Source organism: Variovorax sp. FW301-JW7 (genome assembly GCF_058788795.1).
The window spans coordinates 45,262-65,597 of record NZ_JBYTBC010000014.1 but is presented as its reverse complement, the minus strand read 5'-3'; the positions used below and the strand labels follow the sequence as shown (position 1 = coordinate 65,597).

Sequence of the window (20,336 nt, the reverse complement as noted above, 5' to 3'; positions counted from 1 at the left end):
CGTTCAAGCAGACTGCCGTGCGAGCCATTCGCGCGGCGACACGCCCACCTTCTGTGCGAACAGGCGCGACAGCGCCGAAGCGTTCGCGTAGCCGAGGCTGTCGGCAATCGCCTTGACCGACGCACCCGTGCGCAGCTCGGCCTGCGCGATCGTCAGGCGCCACTGCGCCAGGTAGTCGGCGGGCGTCGCGCCCACCACCGACTTGAAGCGCGCCGCGAACGCGCTGCGCGACATGCCGGCCTCGGTGGCCATCTGTTCGAGCGGCCACGGCTCGCCCGGGCGCTCGTGCAGCGCGACCAGCACGCGCGCCAGTTGCGGATCGCCCAGGCCCGTCAGCAGGCCGACGGGCACGCCGCTCTCCTGCGGATGGTCGAGCAGCCAGCGCAGCAGCTGGATCAGCACCACCTCGAACAGCCGGTCGGCCAGCAGCCGGTGCCCGCACAGCACGCGCCCGGTTTCCGCGAACAGCAGCGCCAGCGAAGCTTCGAGGCCGTCGACCGCATGCAGCGGCAGCCGCACCAGCGGCGGCAAGGCGCGCACCAGCGGGTGCGCCTCGCCGCCGTCGAAGTCGACCGTGGCGCAGACGAAATCCGAGCCTTCGGTGGGCGCGTTGTGGAAGTCGTGCGCCAGCGGGCGCGGGTAGAACAGCAGGCTGGGCTCCTTCACGACCAGCTTGCGCGGCACGCCCGCCGAACGCACCGACGGCGCCGAATGCGTGACCACCATCTCGCCGCGCCGCATCACATGCAGGAAGCTGCGCCCTTCCTTCGCCGCGAAGTGCGTCACGCCGCACAGCGGCCCCGTGTGGAACAGGTGGGCCCGGACACGGAAACGCTCGAGCAGGGACGAGAGCCTGTCGATGGGCGGCGGTGTTTCTCTCGGCATTGGACGAAAAGGTATGTTGAATGGATGAAAGCGTTCAAATCATACGGACTGCTGGAAGACACTGCCATCAACGTCATTGCTGTCACCACCACCGAAAGGAAGTCTTCATGTCCCGCATCCACCTCGTCTCGGACACCGCCGCCACTGGCGACGCCCAGGTCCTGCTCGCCCAGATCCACGGTGCCTTCGGCGCCACGCCGAACATGTTCCGCGCCGTCGCCAACTCGCCCGCGGCGCTGCGCAGCCTCTGGGGATCGTTCGGCGCGCTCGGCGGCGGCGTCATTCCGGCGCAGCTCGGCGAGCAGATCGCCGTGGCCGTCGCCGACCGCAACGCCTGCCACTACTGCCTTGCAGCGCACACCGCGCTGGGCCGCAAGGCGGGCGTGTCGGCCGCCGACATGACCGCTGCCCAAGCCGGCGAATCGGCCGACCCGCGCACGGCGGCGGCGCTGCGCTTTGCGCTCAAGCTCGTCGATGCACGCGGCCAGGTCAGCGACGCCGACGTGCAGGCCCTGCGCGCCGTGGGCTTCGACGACCGGCACATCGTCGAGATCCTGGCCCACGTCGCGCTGAACCTGTTCACCAACTACGTGAACGTGGCGTTCCAGGTGCCGGTGGATTTCCCGCAGGTGAAGCTGCGCACCGAGGCGGCCTGACATGGCCTGGCCGCGCCCCGAGGCACCCGAGCTGCAGGTCGCGCAGTGGCTCAACACCGATGCGCCGGTCACGCTCGCGTCGCTGCGCGGCCGGGTCGTGGTGCTGCACGCGTTCCAGATGCTGTGCCCGGCCTGCGTGTCGCACGGCCTCCCGCAGGCGAAGAAGACGCAGAAACTGTTCGCCGCGAAAGACGTCGCGGTGATCGGCCTGCACTCGGTGTTCGAGCACCACGACGTCATGACGCCCGCCGCGCTCGACGCCTTCGTGCGCGAGTACCGGCTGGGCTTTCCCATCGGCATCGACCAGCCTTCGCCCACCGGCGGCATTCCCGCCACGATGCGCGACTACCAGTGGCAGGGCACGCCGAGCACGGTGCTGGTCGACCGGCAGGGGCGCCTGCGCATGAGCCACTTCGGGTTGATCGACGACATGGCTTTGGGCGCCGCCATCGGGCAACTCGCGGCCGAAGAGGCGCCTGCGCACCTCATTGCACAACCTGCAGACGATGCATCGCCAGACGGCCCGTGCGACGACACCGCCTGCCGCGCCTGAAAGAAGAAAGGACACTCGCCGCATGCCATCCATCGCCCTGCAACACCTCGCCTTCGAAGACCTCGGGCGCTTCGCCAGCGCGCTCACCCAGGCCGGCCACGCCATCGACTACCGGCAGGCGGGCCCGTTCGCGCTCAGCGCCGACGAGTGGCGCCACGCCGATCTCGTCGTGGTGCTCGGCGGGCCCATCGGGGCCTACGACACGGCAACCTACCCCTGGCTCGCCGAGGAGATCGGCGGCCTGCGCGAGCGGCTGGCGCTGCATCGGCCCACGCTGGGCCTGTGCCTGGGCGCGCAGCTCATGGCCCGTGCGCTCGGCGCGCGCGTGTACCCGTCGGGGCACGCGGAGATCGGCTGGGCGCCGGTCGACCTGAGCGCGGCGGGCCGGGCCTCGTGCCTCGCGGCGCTGGACGGCGAACCCGTGCTGCACTGGCACGGCGACACCTTCGACCTGCCGCCCGGTGCCGAACTGCTGGCGAGCACCGCGCGCACGCCGCACCAGGCCTTCCGCCACGGCCGCCATGCGCTGGCGCTGCAGTTCCATCCCGAGGCCGACCCCGCACGCATCGAGCCCTGGCTCATCGGGCACCACCACGAACTGGCCGCGGCCGGCATCGACATTCCCGCGCTGCGCGCCTGCAGCGCCGAACTGGCCGACCTGCGCTCCGATGCCGCGACACGCATGCTGACGGCATGGCTGGAGCAGCTCGCATGACGCAACCCGCCCTGACCATCGACGCCCTGCTGGTCGGCCCTGTGGCCCTGCTGCCCGACGGCCGCACGCGCAGCGGCATCCGCAAGACGCCCACGACCGATGCGCTGTGGCTGTCGCCCACCGGCCTGCAGGGCGATGCGCAGGCCGACTTGCGCATCCACGGCGGTGTCGAGAAGGCCGTGCACCACTACCCGCGCGAACATTACGCGGGCTGGGCGGCGGGTGGCCACCGCACCGAACTGCTGGCGCACGCGGGCGCCTTGGGTGAGAACATCTCGACCACGGGCTGGGACGAATCGACCGTGTGCATCGGCGACATCGTGCAGCTGGGCGATGCGCGGGTGCAGGTGTCGCAGGGCCGCCAGCCCTGCTGGAAGCTCGACGCGCACTTCGGCAGGCCCGGCATGGCGCGCGAGATGCAGGCGCGCGGCTGCACGGGTTGGTACTACCGCGTGCTCGAACCCGGCTGGGTGCGGGCCGGCGCGATGGCCACGCGCGTGGAACGCCCGCACCCGGAGTGGCCGCTGTCGCGCCTCATCGCACTGCTGTTTTCGCGTGACGCGCGCTTCGCGCCCGAATGGGAACAGGCCGCTGCCCTGCCCGCCTTGGCCGAGCGCTGGCGCGCCACGTTTCGCAAGCGGGTGGATGCGGGGCGGGTCGAAGATTGGGAGCCGCGCCTGCGCGCACCTGAGGCCTGAGGCGGCTCAGAACGCCAACACGCGCCGGAACGGCCGCGGTGCGGCGTCATTGCCCGACGACACCGCCAGCAGCAACTCCACCCCAGTGGCCGGTGCGCGCGCCGGCGCCACGCCCGGCAGGCGGCGCCAGCCCAAGCCGGGTTCCCAGGCGCGCAGCTGGAAGGTCGCGACACCGTCGAGCACCGCCACCCGGTCCGCAGGCTCGGGCGCCTGCAGCGGAAACACGGCCGACACGGGCCCCGCCGCGCGGTAGAGCACATCGCCGCGCACCCACCATTGCACGCGCTGCCACTGCCCGGCCGCGGCCGGCGCGGTGCGCACGATCTCGACCACGAACGGTGCGCCGTTCGGCTGGCGCGCCTGCATCGCCACCGGCAGCAGTGACGCGGCGGCCGAAGGATTCGCCGATGCAGCCGCCGGCGCCGGCAGCTCGGTGGTCGCGCGCAAGGCTACGTCGCGCTCGAACTGGTCCAGCGCGCGCAGCAGCCGGGCCACGCGCTCGGTGCGGTCTTCGAGTTGGTCGTTCGCGCGGCTCACGCTGTCCAGGCCGCGCCAGGACATCACGGCGAGCACGGCCATGAGCGCGATGGCGATCATCACTTCGACCAGCGTGAAGCCGCGCTGCGTGCGCTTCATGGTGGGGCACTGCGCGTGTGCAGCGTGGCCAGCAGCCGGTCTTCGTCGTCGGCCGCGTAGACCTGCACGCGCACCGGCCGCAAGCCATCGACCATGGTCCCGACCTCCAGCCGGCAGACGAAGCGGATGCCGCCCTGCGGGCAGTCGCTGCGCGACACGCCCGGCGTGGGGGGCGCGCCGCCCAGCTGCAGTTCCGCCAGCTGGTTGCCCGCCGACAGCATCGCCAGCGACTGCCGCTCCAGCAGGCCGAGGTTGCCGATGGTGAGGCTCGAGGCGCGCACGATCGCGGCCAGCGCGATGCTCACGATGGTCAGCGCGATGAGGATTTCGATCAGCGTGAAGCCGCGGTTCTTAGCGCACATGAAACGCCCCGGATGCATCCCGCGTCACCGTCACCGTGGTCGCGCCATGCCGCAGTTCGCGCTGCCAGCTGGCGCCCACGGGCTCCGACGTGAGCACGACCGGCCTGGCCGGCACGACCTCGACCGGCCCCACGCGCCAGCCGCGCGGACGCAGTTCGTCGTCCGCGGCGAAGGTGTCGAGCGCGCCGAGTGTCGTCACCTGCGGGATCGCGCTGCCGCCGCGCTGCACCCAGGTGCCGCGCGCAAAGCGGTAGCCCTCGGCATCGGCCTGCCACGCGATCGTGCGGCCGTCCACGCGCACCTCGTTCTGCGCCACGGCCAGGTGCCGCGCCAGCTCGCGCGCGTCGCGCCGCAGTTCCTGCGCGGGGTCGGGCGCAATGCCCAGGCTGATCGCGGCGGTGGCGATGCCGACGATGACCAGCACGATCATGAGTTCGATCAGCGAGAAGCCGCCCTCCCCGCGCCTTGGCCATCGCATGCCGCTCGTCATCCCGTCGTGGAAACACGCCATGCGGCCGATGCTAGGCAGGCTGCGTGATGCCGCGATGAAACGCAGTGCTGACACGAAACCCCAACGCCCGCGTGATAGACACAGGGGGTGCCCGCCGCCCTCGCGGCCCGCTGACCGCCCTTCACCATGCGCCCTTTCACGCCCCCCTCCGCCCGCCTTCTCGTTCATGCCGCGGGCCTGTCGCTGGTCGTGGCCGGTGTCGTGACCTGGGGCCGGCTGCTCACGCCTTCTGCCCCGCAAGTGCGAACCGCGCCCGCGCAGGCCGTCGTCGCCGATCCCACGGCCGATGCGCTCGCGGCCTGGTTCGGGCCCGGCGAGGTCCGCGCGAACATCGCGGTCAAGGGCTTGATCAAGGGCACGGGCCAGGCCGGCGTGGCCGTGCTGTCGGTGAACGACGGCGCGCCGCAGTCCTACCGGGTCGGCGATGCGCTGGGCCGCGCGCTCACGCTCGCGGGCATCGAGGCCGACGCCGTGACGGTCGACAAGGCCGGCACCTCGCTGCGCATCGCCGCGCCGGTGCTGCCCACGGCGCCCGGCATCGTGCGCGCCGCGCCCTGAACCTTCGCGGCGCTCAGGGCGCCGTTTCGCGCGGGCGCGCATCCGGCGCCGAGGCCCAGTTCGACAGCGCATGCAGCAGCCCGCGGTTTACGCGGAAATCGCCGTCGCCCGACTCCGGCAGGAAGGCGCCCGACAGCGCCCGCGTCACGACACGCACCGCACGCGGATCGCCGCCGAAGGCTTCGAGTTCGCGCGCAAAGGCCGCGCGCGCGGGCAGCTCGTCGGCAAAGCGCTCGAAGCCCACGAACCAGCGAAAGAGCATGTTGTAGGCCAGGCTCTCGTGCACCTTCTGCGCGTCTTCGAGCGAATAGATGATCTGCAGCATCAGGCTCTTGAACAGCGTCGCCGCATCGACCGTGCCGCCATGCTGGCGCTCCAGCTCGGCCAGCAGCGTGCGCTCGTGGCGCAGCGTGTCTTCCACCTGGTCGCGCAGCGCCACCAGCGGATGGCTCTGGGGCACCAGCGCGCGCAGGTTGTCGGCCTGCACCCAGGCCTGATGGCTCACGATCCAGACCCAGGGCGAGCCGTAGCGGTTGACCGCCACCGGGCCTTCGCGCGCGCGCTCGACGATCTTCGAGAGTCGGGCATCGAGCTCCTGCATGGTGACCCGCAACGGCGACATCCACTTCATCTTGTTCGCTCCCTTCACGTTGCCGCGCCGTCCCGGCGCAATTCGGCCAGCGCCTGCCGCAGCGTGGTGTCGACCCGCCGCGCCGTCGTGCCCTGGCGCCGGGCCACGTCCTGGCGCGACATCTCGTGCCAGCGCAGCGCCAGCAGCACCGAACGATGGCGCTGCGGCAGCCGCGCCATGGCGCGGTCGACGGCGGCGACGTCCGAGCGCGCCTGTGCGATCTGCGCCGGACCGGGGCGCGGGTCGGCCATCGCCTCCAGGTCGGCCCCCTCCGCGCTCACGCCCTGCCAGCGCTTGCGCGCGCGGATGCGGTCCATCGCGAGGTTGGACGCCACGCGGTACACGTAGGCGTCGGGGTTCGCGGGCACCTCCTGCAGCGTGCATTCGCCCAGCCGCAGCCAGGCCTCGTGCAGGCATTCGCTGGCGAGGTCCGCGCAGCCGAGCTGCCGTTCGAGGCGCCGTTGCAGCGGCGTGTACTGCGCCGCGAGGTGCTGCTGCAGCTGCACGCCCGGCGTCGGCGCCGCCACCGGCCGTGGGGCCGGGCGCAGCGCGGGCAGCGCGACCCGGTCGTCGATCAGGCGCCAGACCGAAGGCCGCATCGAGGAGAACCGGTCCGGGGCGCGTCGCAAGGCGTGAGGATGGGGAGTCATGGTCGGTTTCGCTGAGCGCCCGTCGCGCCGCCCCGGACTCTCCGGTGGCGGCAGCGGCCAGGCCTGGGACAACAAGGGAAGGAACACGGGCGCCCGTCGGCCAGGGCGCGGGCTCGACGGGTCGTTCAGCGTTGCAGGTTGGCGCGCTCCTCGTCCGTCAGTTGCCGGCTCATCGCCGGCGGCAGGCTGCCACCGCCGCCGAGCACGCGGATCACGCTGCGCGGGTTGTAGCTGACGGCGGTGGTGGCGGCCTTGGCGCTGTCGGCCGGCGCCTGTGCGCCGTTGCTTCCGGTTCCACTGACCGGCTCGTTGCCGAAGCCCAGCACGCGCACCGTAAACACCGACGGCAGCGCCTGTCGCGCCGCCGCGCGTTCGCGCTGCATCACGTCCTGCGCCGCCATGCTGGCCTGCGAGGCGGCGGCGCTGGCGTTGGTCAGCGCGCCCACGTTCACCGAGGCCACCACCGGCAGGCCGGCCGATTCGCCCTTGACCTGGATGTTGGCGGCGTTCACCACCTGCAGCGCGGCCACGTTGACGTTGCCCGACACACGGATGCCCGCCTCGCCGGCGTCGATGGTGCCCAGCGGCGCGATCAGGTCGACGTCGCCCGGCGGCACTTCGGCGATGGGCGCCAGCGTCGCGATGCCCGCGCCCGAGCTCGGGGCCTGCGGCGACACCTCGACGTTGCCGACGTTGTCGTACACGCGCTTGGGCGGCGTGAACACCACGGTGGTCTTGGCGCCGCGCCCGGCGTTGATGTCGCCCTTCTCCGACCACGCGAGGATGCTGCCGCCGAAGGTGGTCATGATGCGCGACAGCCCGAGCAGCAGGCTGCCCTCGCTGAAGAAGCGGATGTTGCCCTGCCCCTGCGTCAGCACGCCCGAGGTGGCCGGCGGCACCGCGCCCTGCACGCCCAGGATGATGCTGCCGCCCGGCGCCAGCATGTCGATGTCGCCGCCGAACTGGGTGCGCACGCCCGAGCCGCCGAACATGGTGATGTCGCCGTCGAGCGCCGCGCGCATCGGGAACAGCGTGGCGATCATCTCGCGCCCGCGCAGGTAGCTGCCCTGGCGCGGACCGTCTGCGTCGTTGTACTCGCGCCCGCCTTCGCGCAGCTCGGCGTAGTACACCTCGCGCAGGAAGATGCGCTGCTGCGCCGGGGCCAGTGCGTCGAAGTACGCGAGCGCCTGCGCGGTGGTGCCGGCGTCGAAGCCGTAGCGCGCCTTCAGCCAGGCAGCCAGTTCAACGTCGTAGGTCTTCGCGGCCTTGCCCGGCTGCTGCGCCAGCGGCGTGCCGGTTTCGGCGCGGTTCGAGGGGTCGAGGTAGCGCGCGCGGACCGGCGCCATGTCCAGCCCCTGCGTCGCCGCCTGCGCGCCCACGCCGGCCATGAGCGCCACCGAGGCGCCGGGCCGCGTGTCGCCGGGCACGATGGGGCCGATCGAGGTGATGCCGCCGCGGTCTTCCTGCCGCAGGTGCCGGCCCGCCGAGACTTCGAGCGTGCCGGGGCCGGCGATGTCGACGTTGGCGTAGAGGATGTCGCGGCCCGCGGAGATCACCGAGACGTCGGAGGGCTGCTGGTGGACGATGAGGTTGCCGCGTGAGGCTGTGCTCTGGAGCTCGCTCGGACGCTCCACCCAGAACGTGCCCGGCGCATCGCCGGTGTTGACGATGTCCCGGCCGGCCTTGATCCAGATCGGGCCCGCGGCGTGGTACCAGGTCGCGCTGCCGTCGGGCAGGGTCAGCGTCTCGCCGGTGCGCAGGCCGACGATGTCGCCGCTGGCCGCATAGAAGCGAACGGGCGGCGCAGCGGCGTCACGGGCCAGCGGCTGCGCTGCCGTGTTCGGGCCGAAAGCGAACAGCGAAGGCCCGAAGAACTGGGAGCCGGAAATGGCCGTCCCCGTGGGCGAGGCGTTGGTGACGAACTGCTTCACCCCCTGCGCGTCGAACTCGGCAAAAAACGCCGGATTGAACGGCGTCGGCAGCGGCGTGCCGGTGCCCGACATGCCCATGCCGAGTTGGCCCGCGTAGATCGACCCGCCCGACAGCATCTCGAATTCGCCGCGTGCGGAAGGCGCCAGGGTCAGCCCGTAGCTCAGTGCCACGGGGTAGTACCGTGCTTGCGGCAGCGCCGCGTAGCCGGCGTAGATGTTCCCCGTCAACGCGGCGGCGTGAAAGATGCCCGGATAGACGATCCATGCATCCGGCGAGGTGGTCTTCAGTGTCGAGTCGGCGCTGTCCCGGCGTGCCATCACGGGCGTGAGGTGCCCACCCGCCGACAGCAGGTCGATCGTGCTGCGGTCGCTCCACAGGCTGAACCAGCCCTGCCCGCCTCCGTCGTAGCCGGTGCCTCCGAGGCTGAAGGCCGAGCTGTTGGGCGTGGGCACGCGCCCGGGGTCGGCCGCGGCGCCGAGCACCAGGTCGCCGCGCGTGCTCAGGCGCATCGTCGCGTCGCCCGGCAGCAGGTTGATGCCGCCGCGCGCATCGGCAAAGGTCGGGTTGAAGGGATCGATGGCACGCGTGTCGATCGGGTCGCTCAGGTTGAAATTGCTCGACAGGTACTGCAGGCCCAGGCTGCCGATCGACGCCGCGCGCACGTCGGTGCTGCCGCGCAGGTTGGCGATGGCGCCGGTCAGCACGAGGTTCTCCGCGGCCCCGTTGAGCGCGCGGTGCGGGTTCAGGGCGCCGGCCACGCGCATGTCGATGTCGCCGCCGCCCGTGAGGGTCAGGGCACCATCCGCGCCGACGCGGCCGGTGCTCGCCACGGCGAGCACGAGCCCGCCGCTGCTGGGTCTGTCCTGCGAGTTCACCAGTGGCTGCGGCGTGCGCGGTGCAATGGCCCCCGCATCACCGCCCACGCGCACGCTCAGGTTGCCGCCGCCCAGCGTGCCGAAACCTGTGAAGCCGGCCAGCGTCGGCGGGGTGAACGTGCCGGGCACCGGGATGCCGCCGACGTAGGCGCCGAAGTTGATCCACCATGCGCTCGGGATCGGGCTGTCGATGCCCGCCGTGCCCGAGCCTTGCCGCCAGAGCCAGTTGCCGGCCAGCACGCTCGAGCGTTCATCGGAGACGATGTGACCCACGAGGTCGCCGCCCGCCGCGATCAGCAGGTTGCCGCCCTGGTCGGGGTACCACGCACGGTAGGCCGAGAGCGCGCCGTTGTAGTCGGTCAGCGGCGACTGCGGCCCCAGCAGGCCGTCGGCGTTGGTGCCGCGCGGGCGGTTGTGGCCCGCCTCGGTCGCGGTGGCCGTGCCGGCCGTGTACACGCCGAAGGGCGAACGCATCCGCAGGTCGCCGGCTGCCAGCAGTTCGAGGTCGCCGGTGCCGGTGCGCAGCACGCTGAAGGCGGGCGTGTTCGGCGCGCCGACAGCCCGTTCCTGGCCACCGCCGGGCACGCAGAGGCCGGCGCCGATGTCGCACCACCACAGGTCCTCGGGCTCGACCGGTGTGCCGGGCGGACGACCCAGCCAGTTGCCCGGCGCCCACATCGGTGGACCGTTGCCGGGCCCCATTTCGATCGTGAACTTCAACACGCTGTGCGCGTCGGCCAGCTGCAATGCCGCGCGCGAATCCGGCCGCACGGCCCGGCGGTCGGCCGCACCGAGGTCGGCACCCGCCACCAGTTGCAGGTCCCACGAGGTGGCGCCTTCACCGAGCATCGGGGCGATCGCCCAGTTGCGCCCCTGCACGCCATCGACCGTGGGCCGCAGCTGCACCGGCGTGTTGCCGGGCAGTTCCAGCAAGGTGTTCGACGGAATCAGCGCGCCGCGCGCGAGCTGCAGCGGGCCGGCCATGGTCATCTCCACCGGCAGCTCCACGCCCTTGGGCCAGGTCAGCGCGCCCACCGAGGCCGGCGAGCGCAGCGCGGTGCCGGCGCCCAGCCGCGTCTCGGGCGGCAGCGTCACGGCCGTGGCCAGCACCGAGCCGGCGGCATGGGCCAGCGAACCGTCGGGGCGGTAGATGTTGGCCGCGATCACGGTGCCGGCCGGAAGGCTCCACGGCGCTTGCAGCACCGCGTCCACGGGCAGCACGGTGCCGGCGGGCAGCGTGGTGGGGTTCATGGCCACGCTGTAGTTGAGGGTGGCGCCCGCGGGAAAGCGGGTGCCGGTGTCGAGCGTCACGCCGTCGATGGGCACGACGACGGCGCCGCCGGCGTAGCGCCCTTCGGCGAGCATCCAGCCCACGTCGTCCGGCGTGGCCGGCGGCGGCGCGAAGCCGTCGTTGATGCTGCCGTGCACGTTGAGTGCGCCGGCCGCGCGGATCACCAGCTTGCCGGGCTCGCCGAAGCCGCGCCGCGCCGGATCGCCGCGGTGGGCCGCGGGGCCGTAGCGGTAGCCCGAGAGGTCGAGGTCGCCGTCCACCGTGAGGTCGCCGTTCGGGTTGTTCAGCCGGTCGCTCACGATCTCCACGCCCGGGCGCAGGTGGTAGCTGCCCAGGCCTGCGAGGCGTGCCGACAGCGAGGCATTGACCAGCGCCTTGTCGATGAAGGCGACGCTGTGGCCGTCGATCTCATCGAGGAATTTCTGCGTGATCAGTTGCGGCCTGTGGCCCGTCACGTCGGGCGTGGAAGCCAGCGGCGCGTCGTCGTAGGTGCGGAAGGCATTCACCGCGACGGTCTTCGCGCCCGAGATGGCGGGCGTGCCCTCGACCGCCACGGCCACGTCGTCCGCGCCGAGGCGCGGCGCATTGAGGTCGAGCGTGCCGCGCGCGCGGCCGTCGTTCTGCCCGGCGCGGGTGCCCACCGGCACGTCGGTGCCGGCGCGCAGGTCGATGCGTGCGCCGCTGCCCAGCGTGAGCGTGCCGTCGCGGCTCGTGAGGTCGACCACCGCGCGGTTCGGGCTGTCGATGATGCGGCCCGCGCTGTCCACGCGCAGGCCGGTGCCGTGCGCGTCGAGCGCGCCGTTCACGCGCAGGTCGCCCGCCGCGGCCAGCCGGATGGAGCCGACCTGCACGCCGCTCGCGTCGATGCGCCCGTCCACGCGCAGGCTGCCGCCGTCCAGGGCAATGGACACCTCGCGCGCCTTCACGCCGTCGCCCACCACGAGGTCGCCCTGCTTGATCTGGAAGCGCCGCGCGCCGAACACGCCGCCGTCGTTGAGCCGCTGGTTCAGGCCCGCGAAGTCGGACAGGGTCCGGGCGCGCACGGTCAGCTCGCCCGCGTCGTAGGGCACCAGGGTGCCGCCCGCGTCGTAGCTGCCGCTGGTGGCGCCGCGCAGCGCGCCGTCCAGCGCGACATGGCCGGCGCCCTCGCCCAGCGCCACGGCCTCGATCGTTCCGCCGCGCTGGCGGCGCGCCGACACATCGATGAGGCCGCCCGCCGCCTGCGTGATGTGGCCGGCCGCGCTGGTCATCAGCAGCTCGCCGCCGGCGCTGTCCTTCACCACGTCGAACAGCGTCACGGTGCGGCCCGACAGGTCGATGCGCGAGGCCGCGCCGAGCGTGACGTTGTCGGTCGCCGCCAGCACCAGCCGGCCGGAGGGCAGCACGATGCTGCCCTCCAGCCCGACGCGCTTCCCCCTGAGTTCCAGTGTCGCGCCCAGCGCGTCGCTCGTGCCCGGTGCCACGCCTTCGGGCACGGCCACGGTGATGTCGCCGCCCGCGGTGATGCGCATCGTCGAGGCCGCCTGCCCCGTGAGCACCGGCGCCACCACCGCGAGGTTGCCGCCTTCGTAGGCATAGCCCTCGCCCGGCGTGTACGCGCCCTGGCGCTGGTGCACCGCGAGCGTGCCGCGGCCGCTCGAAGTGACGCGTTCGCTGGCGTTCAGCTTCACGTCGGCAAAGCCCAGCGCCAGGCGCGCATCGGTGACCTGGCCGCTGGGCTGTGCATACGGGCCGTGGCCCAGCACGATGGTGCGGGCGCCGATGTCGAGCGTGCCCGCACCCAGCAGGTCGGCCATGGCCGCGCCGGGCACGGCGTCGGAGCCGGACCAGACGAATTCGCCCGCACGGATCGCGGCCACGTCGCCCGCCGCGCCGTAGCCGTGGATCGCCGGCGTGCCGAACACCAGCCGGTCGAGGCCGCTGGCGTCGAGCTTCACGGCACCGAAGATGTTCACGGCGTCGCGCGCGTTGAAGATCAAAGTCTCGAGCGCCGGCGCGCCGATGGCGGTGTTGCCCGCCAGCAGGCGGTCCAGCCGCGCCTGGTTCAGCGCCAGGCCCAGCGGCAGGCGGCCGTTGGCGCCTGCGGTGGCAATGGCCGCGTCCTCGCCAAGGTTGACCGCCGCCACCGCGAGCGACAGGTTGCGCGTGCCGTAGGACACGTTGTCGGCCAGCGTCAGCGCGCCGTTCGTGGCGATGGCCAGCGTGCCCTCGGACACCAGCTGCGTGGTGCCGCTGCACGAGGCCGTCACGCACTGGCCGACGTGGATGCCGACGGAATACGGCACATCGGGCGACGACGCGCCCAACTGCAGGTTCAACCAGCCGTTCGACAACGCCAGCACCGAGGTGCCCGTGAACACATAGCCCGCGCTCGAATCGAAGCCCGAGGCCTTCTGGCCCAGGGTGCTGAGCGAGGCGCCTTCCTCGATGACGATCTGCTGCTCGCCCACGAAGCCGGGGCTGCTCGCCAGCACGATGTCGCCCGCCGACAGGCGCGCACCGCTGCGCACCACCAGGCTGCCGTCGCCGTCGATCGTGGCCAGCCGTCCGCGCTGGCCGTACTCCTTCACGGCGATGCCCCCGTTGAGCACCAGCCGGGGTGCATGCAGCTTGCTGAGTTCGTCGGCCTGCACCGACGCACCGGCCAGGCCGGTGGCGGCCGTCTGCCCCGCCGCCAGCACCTCGCCCAGGCCGCGCACGTTCACCGTGCCGCCGAAGCCGTCGGTGCCGGGCGCCGCATCCAGGCGCACCTGGCCGTCGAAGGTGAAGCCCAGGCGGTTCGTATCGGTGTCGGTCGGCTTGGCCAGGAAGATGTCCAGCGTCTTCGCGTCGACCGTGAGCATGCCGCGCGCAAAACCCTGGCGCGCCGCGTCCGCGCGCATGAACGTGTTGTAGTCGGTCTCGCGGTAGCTGGAATGCGCGCGCACCTGCGTGCCCGGCGTGAGCACCAGGCGGTTCGGCAGCGCCTCGCGGATCGCGGTGTGGGCCACGCCCAGGTAGCCGGGCGCGACATACGAGCCGTTGCCCACGCCGGTCACGCCCGACAGGCCGATGCGGTCGCCCGCGCCGATCTCCACGCGGAAGGCGCCGGGCAGCAGCGCATAGGTCGAGGGCATCAGCGTGTAGGTGCCGGCCGGCAGGCCCGGCACGCCGGCCGGAAGGGTCACCTGCTGTCCCACCGCCGGTGCGCCGAAGCCGGCCTCGGGCGCCACCGGCGCATAGCTGGCCGCGCTGCCGGGCACGATGGCATACACGCCGCTGCGGCGGTCGCTGTAGCCGTTGAAGGGGTTCGCGTTCGCGAGCGGCGTGGCCAGCACGTCGACCGAGCCGCCCCGACCGGTGGTGAAGCCCGCGCCCGACAGCGTGCCGCCACCCGACAGGTCGAGCAGCGAACCGGCCTGCGCGTCGACATGGCGGGCGTTGAAGCCGATGCCGCGCCGGACGGCCGCTGAGCCTTCCATTCCGCCCGCACCGACCGGCGTCACGGCCTGTCCGCCGTAGCGATAACTCAGGCCGTCGACCGTGCCGCCATAGGGCATCTGCAGTCCCGCACCGCTCACCGAGGTTTCGCTGCCCGCCAGCAGCGTCACCCGCTCAGCCACCTCGCCCGTGAAGCTGGAGCCCAATTGCAGGCGCCCCAACGGCGCGCGCAAAACGCCGCCTTGCTCGATGGTCTCGGCACCGAGCCGCAAGCTGCCGAACGCCGAGTACGGCGTCGCGACCTCGCCATCACCGTGGCGGCGGATCGCCAGCACGCTGCCCTCGGCGTAGCGCGGCGTCTCGCCGGAAGCCGGGTCCCGTGGCATCACGCCTGCCAGGAGCCGGGCACTGGTATCCGTGGCCGGGTACACCTGCGCGGCGGTCAATGCCAGGTTGCCGGCGGTTGCCAGCTCCGTCGTGATGTCGGTGAGCCCCTCGCTCCCCATGCCGCCCAGGAGACGGATGTCGCCGCGGCTCGTGAGTTCGACGGCTGCGAATCCGCGCCGGTCCATGGTGTAGTTCGAGGTGCGCAAGTCGACTGCGGCGTGGGCGCCGAAGCCGACGCGGTCGCGCACGTCGATCAGGTCGGCCACGACCTCGAAGGTGCCGTCGGGCGCCTGCGTGGACGGACCCTGCGCCCAGCCGGCCTCGGGCATGACTGAGTCATCGGGGACTTTCGGCCTTCGCACTCCCGCCAGACGGACATAGGGCGCACTCAGAGACACCGAAGACCCTGCCGCCGCCGCGTCGCTGTGCGCGTACGAAGCGGCGTAGAGTCGCAGGCTCTGTCCCAGGTTCAGCGCCACGTCGCCGTCGAAGCTCAATGGGCCGTGGACCAGCAGCGACAGGTTGTCAAAGCCCCCGGCTTCGATGCGATCCACACCGATCCGGCCCGTGCCCGTGCGCAGGAGTTGTCGTGCGTCGAACCGCGAAGTCCCGGCCGCGAGCGGGCTGTCGCCTTGCGTCTGGGCCAGCACCATCTCGCGGTGGCGCAGGAGTTCGCCTGTCGTGAGTCCGCGCTTGTAGATCGCCGACTCGAGGGCCACTGCCAGCGTGCCGCCCGCAGCGCCCGCCCCGCCCGCCGCCGCGCGCAGCGTACCGTCCAGGTAGAGGCCCTGGCTCGACGAGAGGATGATGGTGCCGCCGTTGCTCGCCACCGCCACCGGCGACGTCATGCCGCGCGGACCGCCCGCGCCCGAGTCAAGGTCGGCACGTGTGCCCGACGCGTCGAGCAGCGCGCCCGGGCGAATGACGACGAAAGCTTCGGGTGCCTGGGTCAGCCCGGTCTGCTCCCAATCGAACGCGCCGCCGATGCGGATCGTGCCGCCGTCGGGCACCAGGCCGTAGGCCCGGCCGAAGTTGTCGTGCGCCACCGCAGCCCGCGCCGAGGCGTCGAGCACAGCGCGCTCGCCGATCCACACCAGCCCGGGTTGGCCGGGTTCGCCCGGCAACCCGCTGCCCTCCACGCTGATCGTGCCGCCCGGTGCGCGCAGCAGGCCGTCGATGGTGATCTCGCGGCCGCGCAGGCTGATGGACTGGGCCGGGTCGACCGTGATTTCGGCCCCCGGGCGCACGTCTATCGGTGCTCGCGACACTGTGGCCACGCCGTTGTCCACGAGCGCCTGCAGCTGCAGGCTTGCACCGCCGCGCTGCGTGAGCACGCCGCGCATCGGGTCTTCGGTCCACAGCGGCGGCATCCACAGCGCGAGTGCGCGATCGGGCTCGCTGCCGCCGGCGACGGTCTTCGCGTCGGGCGCGAAGCGGTAGACCGGCATGTGCACGTCGAGCTTCGCGCCGTCGGCCACGACCAGGCCGAGGTGTCCGTTGACGTCGTAGCGCGAGAAGCCCGACTGGAAGATGCCGGTGTCGATGGCGACGCTCGCGAGGGTACTCACCGGTTGGCGGAAGCGCGCGCCTGCGGCTACCTGTGTTCCGTGCGCGATGATGAAATCGGCAGGCGCAACCCGGCCTGCGATGACGGTTGCCGTTTGTTCAGCGACGCTCAGCCCATTCGGGAAGACGGCAGCGGGAACGACAAAGATGATGGGAAATTCGACGACATTGGACATTCCCACAATCCTGGCGCCCGCAGGCACTGTCGCGGGTTCCTCGCCTTCCTCGACGCCCCTCGAACGAAAGACCCTTGACTCGCCGTTCACGATGGCGGTGACTGAGTACCCTCCGCGCGGCCCATTCGGTCGGGGCAGCCTCCAATCCGCCGCGATGGTGACGGCGTTCGCACCATCATCGAAGAGCGGCTGCGATCCCACAGCTTCTCCGGGTAAGGCTCGCGTGCGTTGGTAGTGGTAGTCAACCGGCAGGACGTCGCCCGCGCGCACCTGGTAGTCCTGCAGCAGGATCAAGTCGGTCGGCGCGGCCTGCCCGGCTGACAGTTGCCTATCGCCACCCGGCACAGTGCCGCCGATCACCACCCCCGTGCCCGACGCCATCCGCAAGGTGCCGCCACCGCTCACGCCGTAGCCCCGGATGTCGCCATCCGCATGCAACAGGCCGTGGGTCGCCACAGGGGCCAGGGTGAAGCTGTCCGCCAGCAGGTCCACATCGCCGCCGCGCCCGCCGCGTGTCTTGCCGTTGGCCAGCACCGCACCGCCCGACGACACATCGATCAGCGAACCCGCAGCCAGGTCGATCGCGCCCGTCGTGCGGATACGCACCGCGCCGCCGTCGAGGTACGGCAGGCCGCTGCTGCCCGACGGGTCCATCTGCAGGTTGCTCCAGAGCCCGCGCGCATCGAGCGTCACGCCGGGCGCGACGCGCACGCCGATGGTCTCGGGCACCGTGCCTTCCGCCAGCGGCACGCTGACCTCGCCCGGTCCCCCCACGTTGGTGGCGCTGCGCACCACGTTGCCCAACATGATCTGGCCGCCGCGCGCCGTCAGGTCGCCGCGCACCGCCACCGTCGTCGCGTGCAGCGCGATGCGCCCTCCCGGTGCCACGCCCAGCGCGCCGTCCACCGCGATCTCTTTGCCGGCCAGGGCCACGAGCGCGCCCAGGCCGAAGCCGCTGAGCTGCCGGCTGTCCAGGCGCAGCGCTTCCTTGTCGGCGGCGGGCAGCGGGTCGCCGGCCCCGAGCCTGGCCGTGTCGGCGCCCGCCGCACCGTCTGCGAACACGATGCGATCGAGCGTCGGCACCAGCTGGCGGAAGATGCCCACCGCGCCCTTCGTGGGGTCGTCGTTGAAGCCGACGATCTGGTCGTTGCCGAGCGTGAGCTGGCCTGCGCGGGCCGCCGCAGCGTGCGACTGCGCATAGCCGTCGAGCGCGGCGTCGCTCTTGGTGCCCTGGCCCGGCCCCTGGTAGGCGGTGGCCGTGATGTCGCCGCGCAGCACCGCCGCGCCCGTCGCCACTTCGAGGCGGCCCGCGTCGCGGCCCACCGTGTAGCCGTTCTCGAGCCGTTGCTGCGGGCCGATCAGCGGGTTGTAGAAGTAGCCCGTGGTCTTGTCGCCCCAGCGCTTGTGTTCGTCTTCGAAGCCCTTGTAGACACCGGTGTAGACGATGTCGGCCGGCGCGCTCGACGCCTCGTACAGCCGCCCGTCGCGGCCCTTGAGCCAGCTCTGGCGGATGACGCCGGTCTGCACGTCCAGCGTGCCGCCCGACAGGTTGATGTTCGAGCCCGCCTGCGTCACCACCTCGGCGCCCGTGAAGACCACGTGGCCGCCCTGCGCCGCCCATTCGCCGACGCCGTGGCCTTGCAGGCCCAGGTAGCCGCCCACCTCGAGCAGGCCGCCGGCCGTGTACCAGCGCTCGCCGTCGTAGCCGCCGGTGCCCGCGGCCACGCGCGTGAGCTTGCGCCGGTCGATCCACACGTTGCTGTTGTTGAGCATCGTGGTGTCGCGGTTGACCGGTGCGTCGCGCTGCTCGTTGCCCTGGATGTTGATCTCGACGTTGTTCGAGGCCATGGCCACCCGCACGCCGACGGCGCCCGACACGTCGAGCCGCGCGCCGTCGGCCACGGTGCTGCGCCCGCCCTGGTGGCCCGCGCTCACCGCGATCTGGCCGCCGGTGGCGAGCGTGGTCGAAGCACCTTCGAACAGCACGCCCCCGCCCGAGACGATCTCGATGCGCGACAGGTCGCGCCGGTCGTTGAGCAGCGAGAGGTTGTCGAACGCGCCCAACGCAGCGCCCCGGCGCAGCACGTCCTGCCTGGCTGACTCGTTGATGAGTGCGCTGCGCTGGCTGTCGAGCGCGGTGCGGCCGTCCTGCGTGTCGAGCAGCACCGCGTTCAACGCGCGCCCGGTGACGGTGACACTGCTCTTCGCATCCGCGGCCGATGCCAGCAGATGGATCGTGCCGCGCGTGTCGACCGTGGTCGTGGCCAGCGCCACGCCGTCCTGCACCACCTTGCGCCCGGCCAGCGTGATGTCGCCCTCGGGCGCGCGCAGCAGGCCGGTGTTGCTCACCTGCCCCGCCGTGCTGTCGGGCAGGAACTGCGGTGCGACCTCGTTGCCGCGCGTGGTCGAGAAGGTGTTCTCGGCCGTGCCCTGCCCCGGCCGCACGATGAAGAAGTCGCCCGCCGCAAGCTGCGCCTGCCCGCGCGGCGTGGTGACGGTGCCGGCGTTGTGCACCGCCTTGCCCATCAGCAGCACGTAGCCGCCGCCTTGTGTCACCGAGGCGGGCGTGCGCGTGGTGAGCTGCGCGCCCGCCTCGACCTTCACGCTGCCCTGCGCATCGGTGAAGCTCGGCGCGTAGCCTTCGCCCGCGCGTGCGCTGTGGATGCCGCGTGCCTTGAACTGGTCGTCGCTGATGTGCGCGGCGGCCGCCACGAGGTTGCGCGTGTCGGTCTGGCTGGTGCCGCTGAACACGATGCCGTTGCGGTTGGCGACGAGCACCGTGCCGTCGGCCTTGATCTGGCCCTGGATCTGCGAGGGCCGCGCCTTCGGGTCGTTCACGCGGTTGAGCACAGCCCAGTCGGCCTGCTGCTTGAAATCGACCGTGGTGTTGCGCCCGACGTTGAAGGTCTCCCAGTTCAGCACCGCACGGTCGCCGGTCTGCTGGATCGCCACGTGCGTGCGGCCGTCGGCCGACGGCGTCTGTTCGGGTCTGTTGGCGTTGTGCCAGCCGGCCGTGAGGCTGTTCGTGTCGACCGCAAGCCCGCCTTCGGTGAGACCGTCGGGCACCGACGACGGTGTGTTGCGCGCGGCCTCACGCGCCGCCGACTGCGCGGCCTGCTGCGCCGCAATGGCCTGCGCCGCGAGGTTCAGGTTGCTGATCGAACGCTGCAGCTGCGCATTCGCCTGCTGCTGTTGCAGCCCCGGGTTCGTGAGGCTCGACGCCGGCATGCCGTTCGGCAGGCGCCCGCTCTGGACCGCACCGGCCTGCGCCGCGCCCTTGTCGGCGAACCAGGCGGGACTGAAGGCTTGCCGCGCCTGGGCCACACCCATCGCACCCGCGGTGGCCAGCGCCACGGCCAGCGCACGCGCCAGCGGCGTGAGGCGCAGCTCGCCCTCGGTCGAAACGGCGCGTCGGCGCGAAGAATGGGCGTGCGGATTCAGGACCATGATGAGCGGGAGCGAAACGGCGCGATGGGAGAAACGGCGGGATCGAACGCCGCCCGGGAACCCGGACGGTGCACGGACACATGGATGTCGTTCGCCTCACGGGCGATCGACGGGAATCGAGGGGCGGGCAACGGCCGGGGCTGGCACGCCGCGGGCAACAGCAACTGCCACAGCGCAACGGCGTCGCGCCAGGCCCGCGCATGCGCCGCACTGCGCGCACACCAGCCTGCGAGCGCCTGCGCCTCGGCCTCGCTGCCATGCAGGCGGTTGAGGCGCACGACCCAGGCCAGCGCTTCGTCGCTCAGGCGGGTGTCATGAGGCGTCGGTTGCATACCCCATGACGAGCCTGCGCGATGCAACCCGTAAGCTTTTTGCAGGCTGCTCGCG

13 protein-coding genes are annotated in these 20,336 nt (G+C 72.2%); 5 read left to right on the top strand and 8 right to left on the bottom strand.

Going from position 1 to position 20,336, the window contains the following annotated elements; all coding sequences use genetic code 11:
- Positions 1 to 3 precede the first annotated feature (3 nt).
- Positions 4 to 885 carry an AraC family transcriptional regulator gene (locus tag AC3WQM_RS28205; RefSeq protein ID WP_492683319.1) on the bottom strand — a complete coding sequence of 294 codons (882 nt, stop codon included), beginning with the start codon at positions 883 to 885 and terminating at the stop codon, positions 4 to 6.
- 107 nt (positions 886 to 992) lie between these two features.
- On the opposite strand from AC3WQM_RS28205, the gene AC3WQM_RS28200 reads away from it, so the two are divergent.
- The 4 genes from AC3WQM_RS28200 to AC3WQM_RS28185 are packed head-to-tail and all read left to right on the top strand — an operon-like array spanning position 993 to position 3,507.
- Complete coding sequence (locus AC3WQM_RS28200; protein ID WP_492683318.1) at positions 993 to 1,541, top strand: carboxymuconolactone decarboxylase family protein; 549 nt, start codon at positions 993 to 995, stop codon at positions 1,539 to 1,541.
- A 1-nt stretch (position 1,542) separates the two neighbouring features.
- On the top strand, positions 1,543 to 2,094 hold the full coding sequence (locus tag AC3WQM_RS28195; protein WP_492683317.1) for a redoxin family protein: 552 nt from the start codon (positions 1,543 to 1,545) through the stop codon (positions 2,092 to 2,094).
- A gap of 22 nt (positions 2,095 to 2,116) precedes the next feature.
- The gene (locus AC3WQM_RS28190) at positions 2,117 to 2,809 is read left to right on the top strand and encodes a glutamine amidotransferase (RefSeq protein ID WP_492683316.1); all 693 of its coding nucleotides are present in this window, start codon (positions 2,117 to 2,119) and stop codon (positions 2,807 to 2,809) included.
- The gene (locus AC3WQM_RS28185) at positions 2,806 to 3,507 is read left to right on the top strand and encodes an MOSC domain-containing protein (RefSeq protein ID WP_492683315.1); all 702 of its coding nucleotides are present in this window, start codon (positions 2,806 to 2,808) and stop codon (positions 3,505 to 3,507) included. The genes AC3WQM_RS28190 and AC3WQM_RS28185 overlap by 4 nt, the downstream gene beginning before the upstream one ends.
- Positions 3,508 to 3,513: 6 nt before the next feature.
- Here AC3WQM_RS28185 and AC3WQM_RS28180 read toward each other — a convergent pair whose 3' ends face one another.
- From AC3WQM_RS28180 to AC3WQM_RS28170, 3 genes are read right to left on the bottom strand one after another with little or no spacing between them, the layout of a single operon-like run.
- Positions 3,514 to 4,143: a type II secretion system protein GspJ gene (locus tag AC3WQM_RS28180; RefSeq protein ID WP_492683314.1), complete on the bottom strand. Its 630-nt coding sequence runs from the start codon at positions 4,141 to 4,143 to the stop codon at positions 3,514 to 3,516.
- A complete protein-coding gene (gene gspI, locus AC3WQM_RS28175; protein WP_492683313.1) occupies positions 4,140 to 4,505 on the bottom strand; it encodes a type II secretion system minor pseudopilin GspI in 366 nt (121 codons plus the stop codon). The genes AC3WQM_RS28180 and gspI overlap by 4 nt, the downstream gene beginning before the upstream one ends.
- On the bottom strand, positions 4,495 to 4,983 hold the full coding sequence (locus AC3WQM_RS28170) for a prepilin-type N-terminal cleavage/methylation domain-containing protein (RefSeq protein ID WP_492683312.1): 489 nt from the start codon (positions 4,981 to 4,983) through the stop codon (positions 4,495 to 4,497). Before AC3WQM_RS28170 ends, gspI begins: the two co-directional genes overlap by 11 nt.
- A 159-nt stretch (positions 4,984 to 5,142) precedes the next feature.
- On the opposite strand from AC3WQM_RS28170, the gene AC3WQM_RS28165 reads away from it, so the two are divergent.
- Positions 5,143 to 5,574: a type II secretion system protein N gene (locus AC3WQM_RS28165; protein WP_492683311.1), complete on the top strand. Its 432-nt coding sequence runs from the start codon at positions 5,143 to 5,145 to the stop codon at positions 5,572 to 5,574.
- A gap of 13 nt (positions 5,575 to 5,587) precedes the next feature.
- Here AC3WQM_RS28165 and AC3WQM_RS28160 read toward each other — a convergent pair whose 3' ends face one another.
- The 4 genes from AC3WQM_RS28160 to AC3WQM_RS28145 all read right to left on the bottom strand — a co-directional run bounded on the left by AC3WQM_RS28160 (position 5,588) and on the right by AC3WQM_RS28145 (position 20,281).
- Complete coding sequence (locus AC3WQM_RS28160) at positions 5,588 to 6,205, bottom strand: transposase (RefSeq protein WP_492683310.1); 618 nt, start codon at positions 6,203 to 6,205, stop codon at positions 5,588 to 5,590.
- Between the two features lie 14 nt (positions 6,206 to 6,219).
- Positions 6,220 to 6,855 (bottom strand): RNA polymerase sigma factor, encoded by a 636-nt coding sequence (locus AC3WQM_RS28155; protein ID WP_492683309.1) that lies wholly within the window; start codon positions 6,853 to 6,855, stop codon positions 6,220 to 6,222.
- 125 nt (positions 6,856 to 6,980) lie between these two features.
- Positions 6,981 to 19,949, bottom strand: coding sequence for a filamentous hemagglutinin family protein (locus AC3WQM_RS28150; protein ID WP_492683307.1), 12,969 nt, complete (start codon positions 19,947 to 19,949; stop codon positions 6,981 to 6,983).
- On the bottom strand, positions 19,940 to 20,281 hold the full coding sequence (locus AC3WQM_RS28145; protein WP_492683306.1) for a FecR/PupR family sigma factor regulator: 342 nt from the start codon (positions 20,279 to 20,281) through the stop codon (positions 19,940 to 19,942). The genes AC3WQM_RS28150 and AC3WQM_RS28145 overlap by 10 nt, the downstream gene beginning before the upstream one ends.
- Positions 20,282 to 20,336 lie beyond the last annotated feature (55 nt).

Excerpts from the sequence above, each read along its gene's own strand:
- AC3WQM_RS28205 (WP_492683319.1), bottom strand. The coding sequence starts at position 885 with ATGCCGAGAGAAACACCGCCGCCCATCGACAGGCTCTCGTCCCTGCTC.
- AC3WQM_RS28200 (WP_492683318.1), top strand. The coding sequence starts at position 993 with ATGTCCCGCATCCACCTCGTCTCGGACACCGCCGCCACTGGCGACGCC.
- AC3WQM_RS28195 (WP_492683317.1), top strand. The coding sequence starts at position 1,543 with ATGGCCTGGCCGCGCCCCGAGGCACCCGAGCTGCAGGTCGCGCAGTGG.
- AC3WQM_RS28190 (WP_492683316.1), top strand. The coding sequence starts at position 2,117 with ATGCCATCCATCGCCCTGCAACACCTCGCCTTCGAAGACCTCGGGCGC.
- AC3WQM_RS28185 (WP_492683315.1), top strand. The coding sequence starts at position 2,806 with ATGACGCAACCCGCCCTGACCATCGACGCCCTGCTGGTCGGCCCTGTG.
- AC3WQM_RS28180 (WP_492683314.1), bottom strand. The coding sequence starts at position 4,143 with ATGAAGCGCACGCAGCGCGGCTTCACGCTGGTCGAAGTGATGATCGCC.
- gspI (WP_492683313.1), bottom strand. The coding sequence starts at position 4,505 with ATGTGCGCTAAGAACCGCGGCTTCACGCTGATCGAAATCCTCATCGCG.
- AC3WQM_RS28170 (WP_492683312.1), bottom strand. The coding sequence starts at position 4,983 with ATGCGATGGCCAAGGCGCGGGGAGGGCGGCTTCTCGCTGATCGAACTC.
- AC3WQM_RS28165 (WP_492683311.1), top strand. The coding sequence starts at position 5,143 with ATGCGCCCTTTCACGCCCCCCTCCGCCCGCCTTCTCGTTCATGCCGCG.
- AC3WQM_RS28160 (WP_492683310.1), bottom strand. The coding sequence starts at position 6,205 with ATGAAGTGGATGTCGCCGTTGCGGGTCACCATGCAGGAGCTCGATGCC.
- AC3WQM_RS28155 (WP_492683309.1), bottom strand. The coding sequence starts at position 6,855 with ATGACTCCCCATCCTCACGCCTTGCGACGCGCCCCGGACCGGTTCTCC.
- AC3WQM_RS28150 (WP_492683307.1), bottom strand. The coding sequence starts at position 19,949 with ATGGTCCTGAATCCGCACGCCCATTCTTCGCGCCGACGCGCCGTTTCG.
- AC3WQM_RS28145 (WP_492683306.1), bottom strand. The coding sequence starts at position 20,281 with ATGCAACCGACGCCTCATGACACCCGCCTGAGCGACGAAGCGCTGGCC.